The 17,709-nt window shown below is 69.2% G+C and carries 16 protein-coding genes; 12 read left to right on the plus strand and 4 right to left on the minus strand.

What is annotated here, in order from left to right; genetic code table 11:
• The first annotated feature begins 93 nt into the window (after positions 1–93).
• Both ACEVQ6_RS05355 and ACEVQ6_RS05360 read left to right on the plus strand, forming a co-directional pair.
• Positions 94–2,190 (plus strand): 4Fe-4S binding protein, encoded by a 2,097-nt coding sequence (locus ACEVQ6_RS05355; protein WP_374887892.1) that lies wholly within the window; start codon positions 94–96, stop codon positions 2,188–2,190.
• A complete protein-coding gene (locus ACEVQ6_RS05360) occupies positions 2,187–3,062 on the plus strand; it encodes an FAD:protein FMN transferase (protein ID WP_374887893.1) in 876 nt (291 codons plus the stop codon). Before ACEVQ6_RS05355 ends, ACEVQ6_RS05360 begins: the two co-directional genes overlap by 4 nt.
• Before the next feature lie 105 nt (positions 3,063–3,167).
• Here the strand turns inward: ACEVQ6_RS05360 and ACEVQ6_RS05365 are convergent, their stop codons facing one another.
• Both ACEVQ6_RS05365 and pedF read right to left on the minus strand, forming a co-directional pair.
• Positions 3,168–4,064, minus strand: a complete 897-nt coding sequence (locus ACEVQ6_RS05365) for a substrate-binding periplasmic protein (RefSeq protein WP_374887894.1) — start codon at positions 4,062–4,064, stop codon at positions 3,168–3,170.
• Positions 4,065–4,068: 4 nt separating this feature from the next.
• Positions 4,069–4,767, minus strand: a complete 699-nt coding sequence (gene pedF / locus ACEVQ6_RS05370) for a cytochrome c-550 PedF (protein WP_374887895.1) — start codon at positions 4,765–4,767, stop codon at positions 4,069–4,071.
• A gap of 172 nt (positions 4,768–4,939) precedes the next feature.
• Between pedF and ACEVQ6_RS05375 the strand changes: the two genes are divergently transcribed.
• From ACEVQ6_RS05375 to ACEVQ6_RS05400, 6 genes are all read left to right on the plus strand, one after another.
• Positions 4,940–6,127, plus strand: a complete 1,188-nt coding sequence (locus ACEVQ6_RS05375; protein WP_374887896.1) for an ABC transporter substrate-binding protein — start codon at positions 4,940–4,942, stop codon at positions 6,125–6,127.
• Positions 6,127–7,095: a YVTN family beta-propeller repeat protein gene (locus tag ACEVQ6_RS05380; protein ID WP_374887897.1), complete on the plus strand. Its 969-nt coding sequence runs from the start codon at positions 6,127–6,129 to the stop codon at positions 7,093–7,095. Before ACEVQ6_RS05375 ends, ACEVQ6_RS05380 begins: the two co-directional genes overlap by 1 nt.
• Before the next feature lie 29 nt (positions 7,096–7,124).
• Positions 7,125–7,586 carry a cupredoxin domain-containing protein gene (locus ACEVQ6_RS05385; protein ID WP_374887898.1) on the plus strand — a complete coding sequence of 154 codons (462 nt, stop codon included), beginning with the start codon at positions 7,125–7,127 and terminating at the stop codon, positions 7,584–7,586.
• A gap of 122 nt (positions 7,587–7,708) precedes the next feature.
• A complete protein-coding gene (locus tag ACEVQ6_RS05390) occupies positions 7,709–8,425 on the plus strand; it encodes an ABC transporter ATP-binding protein (protein ID WP_374887899.1) in 717 nt (238 codons plus the stop codon).
• Positions 8,422–9,273, plus strand: coding sequence for an ABC transporter permease (locus ACEVQ6_RS05395; RefSeq protein WP_374887900.1), 852 nt, complete (start codon positions 8,422–8,424; stop codon positions 9,271–9,273). The genes ACEVQ6_RS05390 and ACEVQ6_RS05395 overlap by 4 nt, the downstream gene beginning before the upstream one ends.
• 11 nt (positions 9,274–9,284) lie before the next feature.
• The gene (locus ACEVQ6_RS05400; RefSeq protein ID WP_374887901.1) at positions 9,285–9,857 is read left to right on the plus strand and encodes an SEL1-like repeat protein; all 573 of its coding nucleotides are present in this window, start codon (positions 9,285–9,287) and stop codon (positions 9,855–9,857) included.
• On the opposite strand, the gene ACEVQ6_RS05405 is transcribed toward ACEVQ6_RS05400, so the two are convergent.
• Both ACEVQ6_RS05405 and ACEVQ6_RS05410 read right to left on the minus strand, forming a co-directional pair.
• Positions 9,797–10,474 (minus strand): ABC transporter ATP-binding protein, encoded by a 678-nt coding sequence (locus ACEVQ6_RS05405; RefSeq protein WP_374887902.1) that lies wholly within the window; start codon positions 10,472–10,474, stop codon positions 9,797–9,799. The two genes, ACEVQ6_RS05400 and ACEVQ6_RS05405, sit on opposite strands and share 61 nt — an antisense overlap.
• On the minus strand, positions 10,452–11,420 hold the full coding sequence (locus tag ACEVQ6_RS05410; RefSeq protein ID WP_374887903.1) for an ABC transporter substrate-binding protein: 969 nt from the start codon (positions 11,418–11,420) through the stop codon (positions 10,452–10,454). The genes ACEVQ6_RS05405 and ACEVQ6_RS05410 overlap by 23 nt, the downstream gene beginning before the upstream one ends.
• A 178-nt stretch (positions 11,421–11,598) precedes the next feature.
• Between ACEVQ6_RS05410 and ACEVQ6_RS05415 the strand changes: the two genes are divergently transcribed.
• The 4 genes from ACEVQ6_RS05415 to ACEVQ6_RS05430 all read left to right on the plus strand — a co-directional run bounded on the left by ACEVQ6_RS05415 (position 11,599) and on the right by ACEVQ6_RS05430 (position 17,621).
• On the plus strand, positions 11,599–13,365 hold the full coding sequence (locus ACEVQ6_RS05415; protein ID WP_374887904.1) for a PQQ-dependent methanol/ethanol family dehydrogenase: 1,767 nt from the start codon (positions 11,599–11,601) through the stop codon (positions 13,363–13,365).
• 117 nt (positions 13,366–13,482) lie between these two features.
• Positions 13,483–14,169 carry a response regulator gene (locus ACEVQ6_RS05420; protein ID WP_374887905.1) on the plus strand — a complete coding sequence of 229 codons (687 nt, stop codon included), beginning with the start codon at positions 13,483–13,485 and terminating at the stop codon, positions 14,167–14,169.
• Positions 14,170–14,280: 111 nt separating this feature from the next.
• A complete protein-coding gene (locus ACEVQ6_RS05425) occupies positions 14,281–15,438 on the plus strand; it encodes an FIST signal transduction protein (protein WP_374887906.1) in 1,158 nt (385 codons plus the stop codon).
• Positions 15,435–17,621 (plus strand): hybrid sensor histidine kinase/response regulator, encoded by a 2,187-nt coding sequence (locus ACEVQ6_RS05430; RefSeq protein ID WP_374887907.1) that lies wholly within the window; start codon positions 15,435–15,437, stop codon positions 17,619–17,621. Before ACEVQ6_RS05425 ends, ACEVQ6_RS05430 begins: the two co-directional genes overlap by 4 nt.
• The last annotated feature ends 88 nt before the right edge of the window (positions 17,622–17,709 follow it).

Consider the following 17,709-nt stretch of genomic DNA (forward strand, 5'->3'; position numbering starts at 1 on the left):
ATAGCGATGACCCCGGTCGGGGCGCCTCGCGACCTTGGTCGTATGTTCCCGCGCGCGCACCGCCTCTAGGTTCGGCTCAGGGAGGATCGCGCCATGTGGAGGACAGCGGCGATCCGGCTTGCCTTGCTGCTTCTGGCGCTGGTCGCCCTGCCTGCCGCCGCCGCGCCGCTCGCGCGCGAGGCGCTGGAGGCGATGATCGTGCCGCCCTACGCGCTCGGCGAGCCGGTCAACGACAAGGGCGTGTGGAGCCTTCTCAATTCGGGAGGCGCGGAGGCCGGCTATGTCTTCGAGACCGGGCCCTTGGCGCCGCTGCCGGGCTTCTCCGGCGCGCCGATCGACATGCTGGTGACGATCGACCGCGACGGCCGTTTCCTCGACGTGCGCCTCGTGTCGCACAACGAGCCGATCTTCGTCTCCGGCCTCGGCGAGGCGCCGCTGCGTGCCTTTCTCGAGCAGTATCGCGGCCATTCGATCCGCGAACCCCTCGTGGTCGGCACGCCCTACGGTGCGGCGGGCGGCGGCAGCGACCTCGTCTATCTCGACGGGGTGACCAAGGCGACCGCCTCGGTGCGCATCGCGCATGAATCGATCCTCGCCGCGACGCTGGCGGTCGCGCGCGAGAAGATGCAGGGCATCGCCAGCGGCCCCCCGGTTCGCCCTGACCCTTCGATGGATACGGTGCTCTCCTTCGATGATCTCGTCGCCCGAGGACTTGCCCGTAATCTCAAGGTGACCAATGCAGAGCTCGACACGAGCTTCGCCGGCACGCGCTGGGCCGATGACGACCCGGACGCGGCGGCCGATCCGCACGGTCTCTACCTCGATCTCTGGGCGATCGACATCGGCTCGCCCTCCATCGCCCGCGCCGTGCTGACCGACGACAGCCTGAAGGACCTCGCGCGCTTTCTCGCGGTCTCGCCGGACGACGAACCGATCCTCGTCATCGACGCCGGCCGGCATAGACTCGTCTCCCCGGATTTCGTCCGCAACACCGCGCCGGACCGGCTGTCGGCCGAACAGGACGGCCTGCCCGTCGCGCTTCGCGACGCGGACCTCGGTTTCGCGACGCGACCGGGCGTGCCGGAGGGCACCGCGATGATCCTGCGCATCGATCGCCGCCTCGGCTTCGATCCGACGCGGGACTGGGTGCTGTCGGCGCAGGCGGTGCGCGCCCACGGCATGCTGCAGCCGGAGATGGGATCGCGGCATTTCTCCCTGACGCTCGCTGCCGATCCCGCCTTCTACATCCGCGCGGGAGAAACGAAACAGCGCCCGGCCTGGCAGGAGGCGATCCTTGCGCGCAAGGGGGACCTTATCGTGCTCGCCATCGGGCTTTCCGGCCTGCTTCTGGCGCTCGGGCCCGGCATGCATCGCCTGTCGGCACCGCGCGTCGCCACGCCCGCGCGGCTTGCGATCCTCGGCGTCGTCGTCGTCTTCGTCGGCTGGTGGGGGCAGGGGCAGCTTTCGATCGTCACCGCGCTCGCGGCGATGCGGGCGGCCACCGGCGGCGGCAGCCTTGCCGTGCTGCTCTACGATCCGTTCTCGCTCCTCGTCTGGGCGGCGGCGATCCTCGGTTTCGTGCTCTGGGGGCGGGGGCTCTTCTGCGGCTGGCTCTGCCCCTTCGGCGCCATGCAGGAGTTCGCCCATCATCTCGGCCAGTGGCTGCGCCTGAAGGAATGGAACCCGTCGCCGCTCTGGGACCGGCGGCTGAAGCGGATCAAGTATCTCGCCCTCGCAGGCCTCGTCGCCGTCGCCTTCCTGCTGCCGGAAGCGACCGAGACGGCGGCCGAGGTCGAGCCGTTCAAGACGGCGGTGACCACGCTTTTCCGGCGGGAATGGTACTATGTCGCCTATGCCGCTTTCTGGCTCGTCCTCGCCATGGTGACCTTCAAGGGGTTCTGCCGCTATCTCTGCCCGCTTGGGGCGCTGATGGCGATCGGCGGCCTCGTGCGCGGGCGCGACTGGATCCCGCGCCGGACGGAATGCGGGACGCCCTGCCAGCTCTGCCGGGTGCGCTGCCGTTACGGCGCGATCAAAGCCTCCGGCAGGATCGACTATTCCGAATGCTTCCAGTGCCTCGACTGCGTCACCATCCATGACGACCGCCGGCAATGCGTGCCGCTGGTCCTCGCGGCGCGCGGAAAGGCGATGCCGGGTCCGCGTATGGCAAAAAAAGGGGTGGCGGCATGAGGCGGAGGCGTTTTCTCGCCATCTGCGCGACGGTTCCCATCGCCGGCGCCGCCCGTGCCTCGGTGACGCGCTGGCAGGCGGAGGCGCTCGGCGGGCTGGTCAGCGTCGATCTCCGGGGACCGCGGCCGCTGGCGGACGAGGTCGGCGCCGCGATCGCCGCGACGATCGCCGAGATCGAGGCGGCCGCGAGCCTGTTCCGCGCCGATTCGGCGCTGTCGCGGCTGAACGCGGCGGGCCGTCTCGACGATCCGCCGACCGCGCTCGTCGATCTCCTTCACCTCGGCGATCGGGTTCATCGCGACACGGGCGGCCGGTTCGACCCGACGGTGCAACCCCTGTGGCGCGCGCTCGCCGAGGGGCGGGACACGGCGGCAGCGCGGGCTGCGATCGGCTGGCACCGGGTGGTTCTCGCGCCGTCTCCGATGCTTGGCCCCGGCCAGGCGCTGACCTTCAACGGCATCGCCCAAGGCTATGCCGCCGACCGGGTACGAAACCTGCTAAAGACGGCGGGCTATCGCCAGGTGCTGATCGACATGGGCGAATTCGCGGCGATCGGCGGTCCCTTCGCGATCGGCGTCGAGGACCCGGCCGAGGGGCTCGTCGCGACGCGCTCGCTCGACGGCACGGCGATCGCCACCTCCAGCCCGGCGGCGATGCGTCTCGGCGAGGCCTTCCACATCCTTGCGCCGGACGGTCGCCCACCGCTCTGGTCGACCGTCTCGGTGGAAGCGCGAAGTGCCGCGCTGGCCGACGGCTTCTCCACCGCCTTCTGCCTGATGCCGGCGGAAGAGATCCGCGCGACGCTCCGCCGCGTGCCGGAACTGTTGCAGGTGACGGCCGTCGATCCTGCCGGGGATCTCTCCACCTTCTGACGGCTAAAGCGTGTCGCGATCTTTCAGATTCGCTCGTACGCTTTAGGTCTTTGTTTTTACGCATGTCTTTTCGCAAAATCGCTGCGCGCTTTTGCGAGACATGCTCTAACGTTCCGGTGGCGTATAGGTGAGCCCGTGCGCCGCGAAGATCTTCGCGATCCGTCCGTCCGCAAGCCCCTTCTCGATCGCCATGTCGACGGCGTAGGCAAGGTCCTTGTGCTGGAAGTTGACGCCGACGCCGAGCGTCCAGCGCCCGCGCGCGAAACCGACGAGCGGCGGCTCGTGCACGCCGAGGCCCGCTCCCGGATGACGGTTGACACCCTCCTCGAGCTGGGCGCGCGGCCCCATCGCCGCCCGCGTCTCGCCGGCGGCAAGCCCGTTCATGGCGAGGTCGGCCGAACGGTAGCGGCGGATCGTCTCGACGGAGCCGATCAGCGAGGTCAGGTAGAAATCCGCGATCGAATCGTTTTCAACGGCGACCGGGTCGAAGCGGAAGAAGGGCGGCGTCGGCGGCTTTTCGATATAGTCCGCCTTGCGATAGGCGATCGCCACCGCCTCGACGGCATATTGCCCGGTAAAGCTCACCTGCTCGATGCGGCAGACGAGCGCGCTGTCATAGGGCACGTGCAGCATGACGTCGCTGACATGGCCGCCGACCGTGGCACCCTTCCAGACGTAATTGAGGAGATCGGCCTCCAGCGTCTCGCTGGCGGCGACGAGGCGGAAGCGGGGCGTCACGCCAAGGTCTCCGGCGATCAGCCTGCCGATCTCGACGTCGACCCCTGCCGCCTTGCCCTTCTCCTCGTAGGACCAGGGGCGGAAATCCTCGTAAAGCGCGAATTCGATCCAGCCGTCGTCGAGGATGCGGTCGAAGTCGCGGCCGACATCCTGCGAGAAGGTGTTCTGCGGTTTCGGCTGGGGAACGGAGCCCTCGCAACGCGCGAAGGCGCCGCCCGGAAGGACGGCGCCGGCAAGGGCGGCCAGCAGCAGGCGGCGCATCATGGCGTCAGTTCGTCGCCGAGAGGCCGACGGTCAGCACGTCGCTCGCCTTCTTCCAGCTCTCCGCCTTGTCGGACAGCAGGCGCGCGGCCTCGAAGGCGACGCTGTCGGCGATCGGTGCGCCGGAGGCGGTCTTCACCTCCGCCGAGATCGTCTCCAGCTCCGTCTTCAGCCCGGCGACATCGCTCACCGTGCCGGCCGCGAGCTGGTCGCGGATCTCGTGCAGGCGCTTCGAATGGGCGTCGAGCGCCCCGTCCTCCGGCCGCGTCTCGACATAGGTTCGGATCGCCCAGGCCGCCTTCTGGCCGAGCACGTCGCCGAAGGCCGGCATCTTCGTCGTGCCGTCCTGGGTATAGCCGTGGCGGAAGCGCTCGATATACCATTCGTCGCCGTACTCGGCTGCCTCGAGGAAGCGCAGGTCCGGCGCCAGCCCGCCCGAGACCGCGCCGAGCCCGTGACAGCGGGCGCAGTTCTGCGTGAAACCGGACGCGCCGATCTCGACCGCCTTCTGCCAGACCTCGCGGCCCGCCTTCGCCTCGCGGTAGGGGTTCTCCGTCAGCCATTCCTCGCCGACATCCGGCAGCGCGTCGGTCTTGACCGGCTGCGGTGCGACGTCGCCATGGGCGATCACCACGCCGGCCGTCGCCAGCAGCGTCAATGCCGCAAGGCCGCCGCGCGAAAGCGTCGCGGATCGTTTCGTGGGCATGGTCTCCTCCTTCGTCTCTCCTGCCTGTCGCCGAATGTGTAGGCGAGGCGGAGGATGCGGAACATTCGACCTAGGTCGCGACCCTCGTGCTGCTCGCCGCCTCGGATGGGACCAAGGTCGTATTGGCCACGGGCGGGGCCAGCCTCTACCGTTTCGAACGGGAGGATCGACGATGACAGGTTCTGCGACGTTGCGCGCCTTGCCGTGCCTTGCGCTGATCGCCGCGCTTTTGGCGGGGCCGGCGCTGGCCGAGATCGCCATCCCGATGACCTATCTCCGGCAGGAGGCGGAGGCGCCGCCGGTTCTCTCCAACCTCGATCCGATCCCGGAGGATCGCGGCATCGCCGGCGCCGAACTGGCGCTGACGGACACCAAGACCACCGGCAGCTTCATGGGCCACAACTACAGCCTCGCGGTCGTCTCGGTCGAGCCGGGGGGCGACCTTCTGGCGGCGGCGAGGCAGGCGCTCGCCGGCTCCCGCATCCTCTTCCTCGATGCAACCGCCGCCGACATGCTGAGGATCGCCGATCTGGCGGAGGCGAGCAGCGCGCTTCTCTTCAACGTTTCCTCCGGCGCGCGGCGCCTGCGCGACGCCGACTGCCGGGCCAATCTCCTCCATACGATCTCCGAGGACGGCATGCGCGCCGACGCGCTGATGCAGGTGCTGAAGGCGCGGCGCTGGACCCGGACGGTGCTCGTCACCGGGCCGAAGCCGGAGGACAAGGCCTTCGCCGCGACGCTGAAGGCCTCGGCCCAGAAATTCGGCGTCGACATTCTTGCGGAGAAGGACTGGAGCTTCGACACGGACCTGCGCCGCGCCGCCGGCCAGGAAATCCCGCTTTTCACCCAGGATTTTCCCGACCACGACATGCTGCTCGTCGCCGATGAGGCCGACGATTTCGCCCGCTACGTGCTGCACAACACCTGGCTGCCGCGCCCGGTCGCCGGTTCGACCGGCCTTCATGGCGAGGTCTGGGCGCCTGTCCTCGAACAATGGGGCGCGGTGCAGTTGCAGAACCGCTTCGAAAAAGCGGCGAAGCGTGACATGGGCCCGCGCGACTATGCCGCGTGGGCGGCGCTGCGCAGCGTCGGCGAGGCGGTGACGCGCACCGGTTCGGCCGATCCCAAGGCGTTGCGCGCCTTCATCCTGTCCCCGGCCTTCGCGCTCGACGGCTTCAAGGGCCGCTCGCTCAGCTATCGCGGCTGGAACGGCCAGCTTCGCCAGCCGATGGCGGTGGTCAACGACCGCGCGCTCGTCGAGCTCGCGCCGCTCGAGGGCTACCTGCACCAGACGAACGACATGGACACGCTCGGGCTCGACCAGCCCGAAAGCGCCTGCACCGCCTTCGGAGGAGGATGATGAGACACGCGACGCTGATGCTGGCGGCCCTTGCCGCCGCGACCGCGCCCCTTGCCGCGAGCGCGGGCGAGATCTGGGTGACGAACGAGAAGGACGACACGATTTCCGTCATCGACACCGCGACGCTCGAGGTAACGCGCACCATCCCGACCGGCGAGCGGCCGCGCGGCATCACCTTCAATTCCGACCACAGCCGCGTCTATATCTGCGCCTCCGACAGCGACACGGTGCAGGTGATGGATCCCGCGACCGGCGAGATCCTGCACGAGCTGCCCTCCGGCGAGGATCCCGAGCAGTTCGTGCTGGCGCCCGACAACCGGCATCTCTGGATCGCCAACGAGGACGACGCGGTGACCACCGTGGTCGATGTCGAGAGCCGCACCGTTGTCGGCCAGATCAATGTCGGCATCGAGCCTGAGGGGATGGCGGTCTCGCCGGATGGCAGGATCGTCATCACCACCTCCGAGACGACCAACATGGCGCACTGGATCGACACGCAGACGAAGAAGATCTTCGCCAACACGCTGGTCGACAGCCGGCCCCGGCATGCGGAATTCGCCAAGGGCGGCACCGAGCTCTGGGTCTCCTCGGAAATCGGCGGCACGATCACCGTCTTCGACGTCGCGACCCAGGCCGAAAAGGCGAAGATCCGCTTCGAGATCCCCGGCATCAATGCCGACCGCATCCAGCCGGTCGGTTTCGAGTTCACGCCGGACCAGAAGACCGCCTTCGTCGCGCTCGGGCCGGCGAACCATGTCGCGGTCATCGACATGGAGCGTTTCGCGGTCACGTCCTACGTGCTGGTCGGCCGGCGCGTGTGGCACATGGCGTTCTCGCCGGATCACACGCAGCTCTTCACCACGAACGGGGTGTCCGGCGACGTCACCGTGATCGACGTCGCCTTGCTCGAACCGGTGAAGTCGATCAAGGTCGGGCGCTTTCCCTGGGGGGCGGCGACGCGGCCATGAGGTTTCCGGAGAGAGAGGGAGGAAGAGAGATGACGAAACGCCTGATGCTGGCTGCGGCCCTGGCGCTGATGCTGCCGGCCGGCGCCATCGCCGATGACGACGACGACAAGGCGGGCGGCGCGGAGCTCGGGCTCGCCGGGCTGCTTTCGGCGGGCAACCGGGAAAAGCTGCCGAAGCTCACCCTCTCGGCCGGCGAGCCGGTGTCGAAGGAGGCGCTCCGGCTGAAGTCTGGCACATACTACACGCTGACGATCGAGGCGGACGGCAGCCAGGAACTGGCGCTCGAAGGCGCCGGCTTCTTCCGGGCGATCTGGGTCAACGAGGTGGTGATCGAGGGCATCGAGATCCGCCCCCTGGGCCTCGATTCGCTTGAATTCGACGAGGCGGGGGAAGCGGAGGTGAGCTTCATCGCGATCAAACCCGGACGATACCACCTCAAGGTGCCGGGCAGCACCGGCGAGACGCAGCAGGTGTCGATCACCATCGAATAGGGGATTGCCCGACGCCGAAGCGGTCCTGCCCGGCCGTTGGGCAGTGCGTCGAGGACAACAGGAGGGAGCATGGCAGGCGAGCCCGTTCTCGCTGCAAATGCTCCGCAACGGGATTTGCGGAAATGGCCGGACTGGCGATCGAGGGGGTGACCCATGACTGGGGCGCGAAGCGCGCCCTGGACGCGGTCTCCTTCACCGTCGAGCCCGGCCGGTTCTGCGCCCTGCTCGGGCCGAACGGCGCCGGCAAATCGACGCTGTTCGGCATCCTGACCCGGCTCTTCTCGCCGCGCGCCGGCCGCGTCACGGTTGCCGGCTTCGATCTTGCCCGAGCGCCGAGGGCCGCGCTTTCCCGCATGGGCGTGGTGTTCCAGGCCTCGACGCTCGACCTCGACCTGACCGTCAGGCGCAACCTCCTCTATTTCGCCGCGCTGCATGGTTTCTCCGGCCGCGAGGCGGAGATGCGCGCCGCTGCGGCGCTCGACCGGCTCGGCATGGCGGAACGTGCCGGCGAGCGGGCGGCGGCGCTCAACGGCGGCCACCGCCGGCGCATGGAGATCGCCCGCGCGCTCCTCCATCGGCCAGACGTGCTGCTGCTCGACGAGCCGACGGTCGGCCTCGACGCCGCCTCGCGCGCCGCGATCACCGCCCATGTCCATCGGCTGGCGATCGAGGACGGGCTGACGGTGCTCTGGGCTACCCACCTCGTCGACGAGGTCCGGCCGGACGACCGGCTGGTCGTGCTCCATCGCGGCCGGGTGCTGGCCGATGGCGAGGCCGGCGCGATCGGCGGCGCGGACCTGACGCGGCGCTTTCTCGCCATGACCGGAGCCGCGCCATGACCGAAGCCGGTAGGGGTGCGAACCGACTGCCCGAGGATGCGGAGCGGCCTTCGCGGCGGGCCCGACCCTTCGTCGCCCTCGTCGCGATCCTTGAGCGCGAGGCGCTGCGCTTCCTCGGCCAGCGCGGCCGGCTGGTGGCGGCGCTGGTGCGCCCGCTTGTCTGGCTGCTCGTCTTTGCCGCCGGCTTCCGCGCCGCGCTCGGCCTCTCGATCACGCCGCCCTACCAGACCTACATCACCTACGAGATCTACATCGTCCCCGGCCTCGTCGGCATGATCCTGCTCTTCAACGGCATGCAGTCGTCCTTAAGCCTCGTCTATGACCGGGAGATGGGATCGATGCGGCTGCTTTTGACGGCGCCGCTGCCGCGCGGATGGCTGCTCTTCTGCCGGCTGCTCGCCGGCAGCCTCATCTCCGTCCAGCAGGCCTATGTCTTCCTCCTGATCGCCGGCCTTTACGGTATAAGGTTTCCCGTCCTCGGCTATGTCGCGGCGCTGCCGGCGATCGCGGTCGCGGCGATGATGCTCGGCGCGCTCGGGCTGATGCTCTCGTCACTGATCCGCCAGCTTGAAAATTTCGCCGGCGTGATGAACTTCGTCATCTTCCCGATGTTCTTCCTGTCCTCCGCCCTCTATCCGCTGTGGAAGATGGCGGAGGCATCGCCGCGCCTGCGCGACCTCTGCGCGCTCAATCCCTTCACCCATGCGGTGGAACTGATCCGCTTCGCCCTTTATGCCAAGGGAAACCCGGTCGCCCTCGGCGTGACGCTCGCGGCCTTCGCGGTCTTCGCGCTCGCGGCGCTCTGGGGCTATGATCCGGCGCGGGGACTGACCGCGCGAAAGGCCTGAGGAGACCCGCCATGCGCATCGCCGTTTCCGCCGTTTTCGTCGCCGCCTGTCTCGCCGGGTCGCCCGCCCTTGCCGACGGCACCGCCGCCGTGCCCGAGTCGATCGAGACGGAAGGCGGGACGCTCAACCCGGAGGAACTGACGCTGAACCGCGTCATGAAGGACGTCGCCGAGGGGCGCACCAGCATGACGATCTGCGCGACAGGCTACTACATCACCAAGTCGGGCCGGCACGCAATGGCGCGCACCCTCTTCGAGCGCTGCGCCGCCGAGGGCTGGACCGGGGCGATGACCTGGATGTCGCAGCTTGACGACAACGGCCTCGGCGGTCCGGAGAACCCGGATGCGGCGGCGGACTGGGACCGGCGCGCGGCGGATGCCGGCGATCCGGTCGGCATGTTCAATTACGGCCTCGACCTGATGCGCGGCCGCGGCGTCGCGCGCAACGAGGCTCTCGGCCGGCGTCTCGTCGACGAGGCGGCGCGCGGCGGGCTCGGCACGGCCCGCAGGCTGAAAGACGCCGGCTACGATCTCGACGTCGTGACGCCCGACGCCGACAACTGGAAATACGCGCCCGCGTTCTGATCGCCGACAAGGCGTGCCGGGCGCCCTTCGAGGCGCAGGATGCGGCCGGCGAGGCGCCGGGCCTCGGCCTCGACATGGGTGACGATCAGCGTCGCGGAGGGCTGCGCCGACTGGAGCCGCTCGAGGAGCGCCATCATCTCGCCCGCCAGGCCCGGATCGAGGCTGACGAAGGGTTCGTCCATCAGGATCAGGTCCGGCCGCGCGGCGAAGGCGCGGGCGAGCGAGAGACGGCGCTGCTGCCCGAGCGACAATTGCCCGGGATAGCGCCCGCCGAGGCCCTCCAGCCCGACCGCGCCGAGCCATCGTTCCGCCCCGGCGCGATCGATGCCCGTCATGATCGACAGGTTCTGCCGCGCGTCGCGCCAGGGCAGGAGCACCGGCTCCTGGAAGACCACGGCGATGCGGCCGGGCACCTGTCTCTCCCCCCTGAAGCGCCGCTCGAGCCCGGCGAGGATGCGCAGGAGCGTCGTCTTGCCGACGCCGGACGGGCCGGTGAGCGCCACGGTTTCGCCGCGGTGAAGGGTGAGCGCCAGCGGGCCGAGCACCCCCGCCGGGCCGCCGCCCTTAAGCGCCAGTCGCGCGGCAGGCTCAGCGTCAGGGCTGGTGGAAGACGCCATCGGGCAGGGTCTCCAGGTCGCCGACGAGGTCCGCGCCGCCGATCTCGCGCATCAGCGCCAGCATGCGGGCGGCGGCGGCCTCGTCGACCGGGCCAGGTTTGGGCGTGCCGGCGAGGAAGCCCGCTTTCAACGCCGCGAATTCCGCCTCCGAGGCGGCCTTCATCATCGGCCTCAGCCGTTCCCAGGCGCCGGGATCCGCCGAAAGCCTTTCCCGCGCCTGCCGCGAGGCGGCGGCGAGCCGGTCGGCGAGGCCGGGATGCGCCGAAAGCACATCCCCCCTGACGACGTAGCCGAGCAGCGGCGTGTCGGGGTCGAGGCCGAGCGCGGCGGCCGCCTGCGCGATGCCGACCAGCTGCCGCATGCCCGCCGCCTGCATCCGCGCGCCGAAATTCCAGAAATTGACCGCACCCGCCACCTCGCCGGCAAGCGCCGCCTTGTAGATCAGCGGCGGCGCGCCGAAGACCTGTTCGGTCTCGCGGGCGAGGTCGACATTCTCGATCTTCAGCGCGTAGGCGCGCAGGATCAGCCAGCTCTTGTCGAGCGGCCCGCCGGCGACGCCGATCGCCTTTCCCTTGAGGTCGGAAAGCGTCCGGGCGGGGCTGTCCGCCGGAACCATGAGCGCACCGACAGTTCTCGAATAGGGGATGAAGACGAGGTCGCGCCCGCCGGCGCGTTCGCGCGCCACCCACAGCCAGTCGGAAACGATCAGGTCGACCGCGCCGGAGAGAAGCGCGATCTGGGCCGCCGGCGTTCCGGCGACGTCGGTGACCTCCAGGGAAAAGCCGTTGTCGCGGTCGAGCCTGTAGTGGCGGATCGTGTCCGCTTCCCAGTTGACGGTGCCGGAAAGCTGCAGCGCGGCGCGCAGCACCGGCTCGCCGGCCCATGCCGGCAGGACGAGAACGAGCGCGGCGAGCATCGCGCCGATCAGGGGTCGCATGACGGCCATCGGGTTCCTCCTCCCTCGTCCGTGCCAGCCTATCTCCCCGTCAACGTTGCGGAAATACGACCTATGGCGGGGGCGGCCCCCTACGACCTAGGTCCAATTCATCTCCCGGGGCGGCTGGCGGATGATGATGGCGCAACGTCCGTGCGCTGCCGCGGGCTGATCCGAGAGGGAGGATGGTATGAAGAGCGTCGTGCTGGCCGCGGTGGCGGTCTTGGCTTACGCAGGGTTTGCGCAGGCCGGAGTGACGGAGGAGGACCTGGCGAAGGATGCCGAGACCGTCGACAACGTGCTGACCAACGGCATGGGCCGCGGTCTCCAGCGCTTCTCGCCGCTGGAAACGCTGAACAGGACGAATGTCAAGAACCTCCTGCCGGCCTGGGCCTTCAGCCTCGGCGGCGAGAAGCAGCGCGGGCAGGAGAGCCAGCCGATCATCTATGACGGCATCATGTATATTACCGGCTCCTACAGCCGGCTCTACGCGATCGACATCGCCACCGGCAAGGAGCTCTGGCAGTTCGACGCCCGCCTGCCGGAGGGCATCCTGCCCTGTTGCGACGTCGTCAATCGCGGTGCCGCGATCTTCGGCGACAACGTCTATTTCGGCACGCTCGACGCACGTCTCGTCGCGCTCAACCGCAAGACCGGCGCCGTCGTCTGGAACAAGAAGATCGCCGACTACAAGGAAGGCTACAGCTATACGGCGGCACCGCTGATCGTCGACGGCCTCGTCGTCACCGGCAATTCCGGCGGCGAGTTCGGCGTAGTCGGCGAGGTGCAGGCGCGCAATGCCGAGAATGGCGAGCTCGTCTGGACCCGGCCGGTGATCGAAGGGCACATGGGCACCTACATGGGCAAGGACAGCACCATGACGGGCACGCTCAACGCCACCTGGCCGGGCGATCTCTGGAAGACCGGCGGCGGCGCCACCTGGCTCGGCGGCTCCTACGACGCCGATACGAAGACGCTGGTCTTCGGCGCCGGCAACCCGTCGCCCTGGAACAGCCACCTGCGCGGCGCCGGCAAGCCGGTCGAGGGCAACAAGGGCGACAACCTCTATGCGGCAAGCCGCCTCGGCATCGACCCGAAGAACGGCGAGATCAAGTGGCATTACCAGACGACGCCCCGCGAAGGCTGGGATTTCGACGGCGTCAACGAGGTGGTGCCCTTCGTCGACAAGGACGGCAACAAGCGCTTCGCCACCGCCGACCGCAACGGCTTCTTCTACGTGCTAAACCGCGAGGACGGAAAGTTCGTCTCCGCCCATCCCTTCGTCAAGAACATCTCCTGGGCCAAGGGCATCGACGAGACCGGCCGGCCGATCTACAACGAGGACAACCGTCCGGGCGACCCGTCGGCGGCGGCTGACGGCGACAAGGGCGCGCAGGTCTTCGCCGTTCCCTCCTTTCTCGGCGGCAAGAACTGGATGCCGATGGCCTACAGCCAGAAGACCGGCCTGTTCTACGTGCCCTCGAACGAATGGGGCATGGACATCTGGAACGAGCCGATCAGCTACAAGAAGGGGGCCGCCTATCTCGGCGCCGGCTTCACCATCAAGCCGATCTTCGACGACCACATCGGCAGCCTGAAGGCGATCGACCCGAACACAGGCGAGATCAAGTGGGAGTACAAGAACGGCGCGCCGCTCTGGGGCGGGGCGATGACGACGGCGGGCGGGCTCGTGTTCTTCGGCAATCCCGAGGGCGAGTTTCTCGCGCTCGATGCGGAGACCGGCGAGAAGCTCTGGTCGTTCCAGACGGGCTCCGGCATCGTCGGCCAGCCGGTGACCTGGGAGCAGAACGGCGAGCAATATGTCTCCGTCATCTCCGGCTGGGGCGGCGCGGTGCCGCTCTGGGGCGGCGAGGTCGCCAAGAAGGTCAACTACCTCAATCAGGGCGGCCTCGTCTGGACCTTCCGCCTCCCGAAGCAACTGGCCTCGGCCAACTGATCGGGCAGGGCCGGGCATCATGCCCGGCCCTTGCATTTCCGCTGCGGGCGGAGCCTGATGCACTCAGAATGGACATGCACGATGTTGACCTATCGCCAGCCTTTCCGGGAATTCCGCATGACGCAGGGGCTTGAGACCAAGAGGACCGTGAGGCATCTCCATTCCGCGCTGATCGTCGACGATCACCCGCTGTTCTGCGATGCGCTGGCGATGACGCTCACCGGGCCGGTCGGCATCGCCGAGGTCGAATCGGCCGGCACGCTTGCGGCCGCGCTCGCGCGCCTGTCGACCGGGCCGCTTCCCGACGTGATCCTGCTCGATCTCAACCTGCCCGACGTCAACGGCCTCGACGGGGTGGTGCGGCTGCGCCAGGCGGCGCCGGACACCCCCATCGTCGTCGTCTCCTCGCTCGACGAGGTCCGGGTGGTGCGGGCGGCGCTGAAGGCCGGGGTCAACGCCTTCATCCCCAAGCACGCGCCGCGCGAGGAGTTCCGGGAAGCCTTCGCCGTCATTTCGCGCGGCGAGATCCATGCGAGCCGCATGGTGCTCGAATCCTCCGCGCCGACCGCCTCGGACGAGGCGGTGAAGCGGCTTGCACTCCTGACGAAGCAGCAGGCACGCATCCTGCAGCTCGTCTGCGCCGGGCGGATGAACAAGCAGATCGCCTACGAACTGTCGATCGCCGAGACGACGGTGAAGGCGCATGTGACGGCGATCATGCGCAAGCTCGGCGTACAGACGCGGATGCAGGCGGTGCTCTTCGCGCAAGGGGCGAGCTTCGCCGTCATGGCCCCCGAGGCCTGACGCCGCGTCTGCGACTTTCGTCAGGGGGCGCGCATTTTCCGGCCGGAGGGCATTCCGTGCGGTGCGGTTCCGGCATACCCTGTCGACGGGGCCGTTCGGCGGAGGAGGCCAATGCCCGTGGAGGATCAATTCGTCGCGCGCGCCGTCGCCGGAGCCCGCGAGCCCGATGCGGTGACGCGGCTTTCGGCCGGGCTCGGGCCCGGTCCCTTCGCGCTGGTCGTGCTGTTCCTGTCGCCGGACGCCGACCTCGGCGCGATCGTCGCGGCGGCGGCGCGCCAATTGCCGGCGAGCCGGCTCGTCGGCTGCACCACGGCGGGCGAGATCGCCGGCAAGGGCTATGACGAGGGCTGCATCGTCGCGATCGGTTTTCCCGACCGCCACTTCGCCGCCGAGACCGTGCTCGTTCCGGATCTCACGCACATTGTGCCGCGCGCGCTGTCGAACGACCTTCTGAACGTGCGCCAGAGGCTGACCCGCGACCATGCGCATCTGCCGGAGGAATTCGCGCTGCTGCTCGTCGACGGCCTCTCCGCGAAGGAGGACGAACTGACCTCGGCGCTTGCCGCCGGAACGGGCGCCATGCCGATCGTCGGAGGCTCGGCCGGCGACGGCGTGCGCTTCCGCGAGACCTTCGTCATCGAGGGAACGCGCATCCTGCGCAATGCCGCGGTGGTCGCCGTGGTGCGCAGCGCCTGTGCGGTGCGCGTCTTCAACATGGATCACCTAGTGCCGACGGCGCGGCGTCTGGTGGTGACCGAGGCCGATCCCGCCGCCCGCATCGTGCGGCGCATCAATGCCGAGCCGGCCCTGAACGAGATCGGCCGCGTCCTCGGCATGGATCCCGCCGATCTCGACGCCGGGACCTTCGCCTCCCATCCGCTCGCCGTGCAGATGGGCGAGCGCCATCACGTGCGCGCCATCCAGCGCATCCTGCCGTCCGGCGAGCTCCTGTTCTTCTCCGCGATCGACGAGGGCGTGGTGCTGACGCTCGCCGAGCCGCGCGACCTCGTCGCCCATCTCGCCCGCGAGCTTGACCGGCTCTACGACCGCGTGCCCCCTGCCGCCATCCTCGCCTTCGACTGCATCCTGCGCCGGCTCGAGGCGCAGGAAAAGCAGATGACCGGCCGCGTCTCCGACCTCCTGCGCCGCCACGGCGTCGTCGGCTTCTCCACCTATGGCGAGCAGATCGGCCCGATGCATGTCAACCACACCATGACCGGCCTCGCCTTCTATCCGCCCGGGTCGCCGGTCGCCGAGAGGGAACCGTGAGCGAGCGCATTTCGGACTGCCTGATCGATCCGGCCGACGGTGCGGAGCGCAATGTCGAGAAGCTTCTGACCATCGCGGAATCGCTGATGCGCCATGCGGAACAGAGCTCCGGCGAGCGCGGCGCGGCCTTCGAGCAGTTCCGCCGCGCCGCCGCACTCGAGGACCGCGTGCGCCAGCGCACCCGCGACCTCGAAGTGACGCTGAAACTGCTCAACGAGGCGAACAGCGCGGCCGAGCGCGCGCGGCGCGACCTCTCCCAGGCGATCGAGGCGATCGAGGAGGGATTTGCCCTGTTCGACGCGGCCGAGGTGCTGGTTCTGAGCAATTCCCGCTTCTGCCGCGACCTCGTCGATGCGCTCCCCTTTATCCGCCCGGGTATCAGCTTCAGCGACTATGTCGATCTCGTCAGCCGTTCGAGCGCGCTGGCCCTGCCGGGCGGCGTCACGCCGAAGAGCTGGGCGACGGAGCGGATCCGACACCATCGCCAGCGGCAGGTCTTCAATGTCGGTCTCGTCGGCGACCGCTGGCTGCAGGTGAGCGAGCAGCGCACGGCCGACGGCGGCACCGTCATCCTGCAGACCGACGTCACCGACATCATCCGCCTGGAGCGCGAGGAGCGCGGCAAGCTGCTCGACGACCAGGCGCGCATCATCCGCGCCACGCTCGACCACATCAACCAGGGCGTCGGCATCTTCGACGCCGACCGGCGCCTCGTCGGCTGGAACCGCCGCCTCGCCCAGCTTCTCGACATGCCGGTGACGCTGTTGCGGATGGGCACCCATTTCGACGTGCTGGCGGCGCGGATGACCCGGCAGGCCGGTTTCGGCGAAGGCTTCACCGCCGATGCGCTCTGGGCCTGGGCCCGCAAGGCCGCGCCGCGCGGGCCGCTGTCGTTCGAACTGCGCCATGGCTCCGGCATGGTGCTCGACGTCTTCGCCCAGGAAATGCCCGGGCGCGGCTTCGTCATGTCCTTCACCGACGTGACGCGCGAACGGCTGGCGATCCATGCGATGCTGCGTGCCAATGCCTCCCTGGAGGCGCGCGTCGCCGCCCGGACCGAGGATCTCGAGGCGGCGCTCGCCGAGGCCGAGCGCGCCAATGCGGCGCGCGCCCGTTTCGTCGCGGCGGCGAGCCATGACCTCCTCCAGCCGCTCTCGGCGGCGAAGCTGTTCATGGCGGCGGCGCGCGACGACGCGGAGGCGCCGCGCCTGCGCGCCACGCTGGAAAAGGCGCACAACGCGCTGGTCAGCGTCGAGGGCATTCTCGGCGCGCTGCTCGACATCTCGCGGCTCGAGGCCCGCGGCGCCGCCGTCGAGATCGCGCCGGTGCCGCTGTCGGTGCTGCTCTCCCAGCTCACCGACGAATTCGCCCCGATGGCGGCGGCGAAGGGGCTGAGGCTCGACATCCTGCCCTCGGCGCTGACGGTTTCCAGCGATCCGACCTATCTGCGCCGCATCCTGCAGAACCTCATCAGCAACGCCATCCGCTACACGGCGAAGGGCCGGGTGCTGGTCGGCCCGCGCCGGGCCGGGCGTTTCGTCCGCATCGAGGTGCATGATACCGGGCCCGGCATCGCGCCTGAGGAGCGGGAGGCGATCTTTCGCGAGTTTCACCGGATCCAGGGGTCTGCCTCCGCCTCGGAGGGGATGGGCCTCGGCCTTGCCATCGTCGAGCGCGCCTGCGCGCTGCTCGATCACCGCCTGTCGCTGCGCTCCGTGCCCGGCACCGGCACCTGCTTTTCCGTAGAACTGGCGCTTTCGGCCGATGCGCCGGTCCACCGGGACGCGCCGCCCGACATTCCGGAGGAACCCGGTGACAGCAGCGACCGCATCGTCCTTCTCGTCGAGAACGATGCCGATCTGCGCCGGGCGATCGCGCTGCTGCTCGAGCGGCGCGGGGTCGGTGTGCTGGAGGCGGCGAGCGGCGAGGAGGCGCTCGACCTGCTGGAGGAAATCGGCATCGTACCGGACGTCTATCTCGTCGACCAGCAGCTCGGCGATGGGCTGACCGGGGTCGAGACGGTCGCGATGCTCCACGCCCGCCACGGCGAGCGGCCGACGCGGATCATCACCGCCAACCGCACGGCGGAAACCCGTGATGCGGCGCGGGCGGCGGGGCTCGAAATCCTCTACAAGCCGATCGACCCCGAGGCGCTTGCGGCCTTCGTGCTCCAGGGCGGATGAGGCGCGCAGCCGGACCGGCATCTGCCGCCGGGCAGGAAAGCCCGGCACCAAGGTCGCATTGCGCCGCCTAGCCCGCCATGGGACATCG

Origin of the sequence: Ensifer soli (assembly GCF_041928815.1) — a bacterium.
Lineage (GTDB): Bacteria > Pseudomonadota > Alphaproteobacteria > Rhizobiales > Rhizobiaceae > JBHFEI01.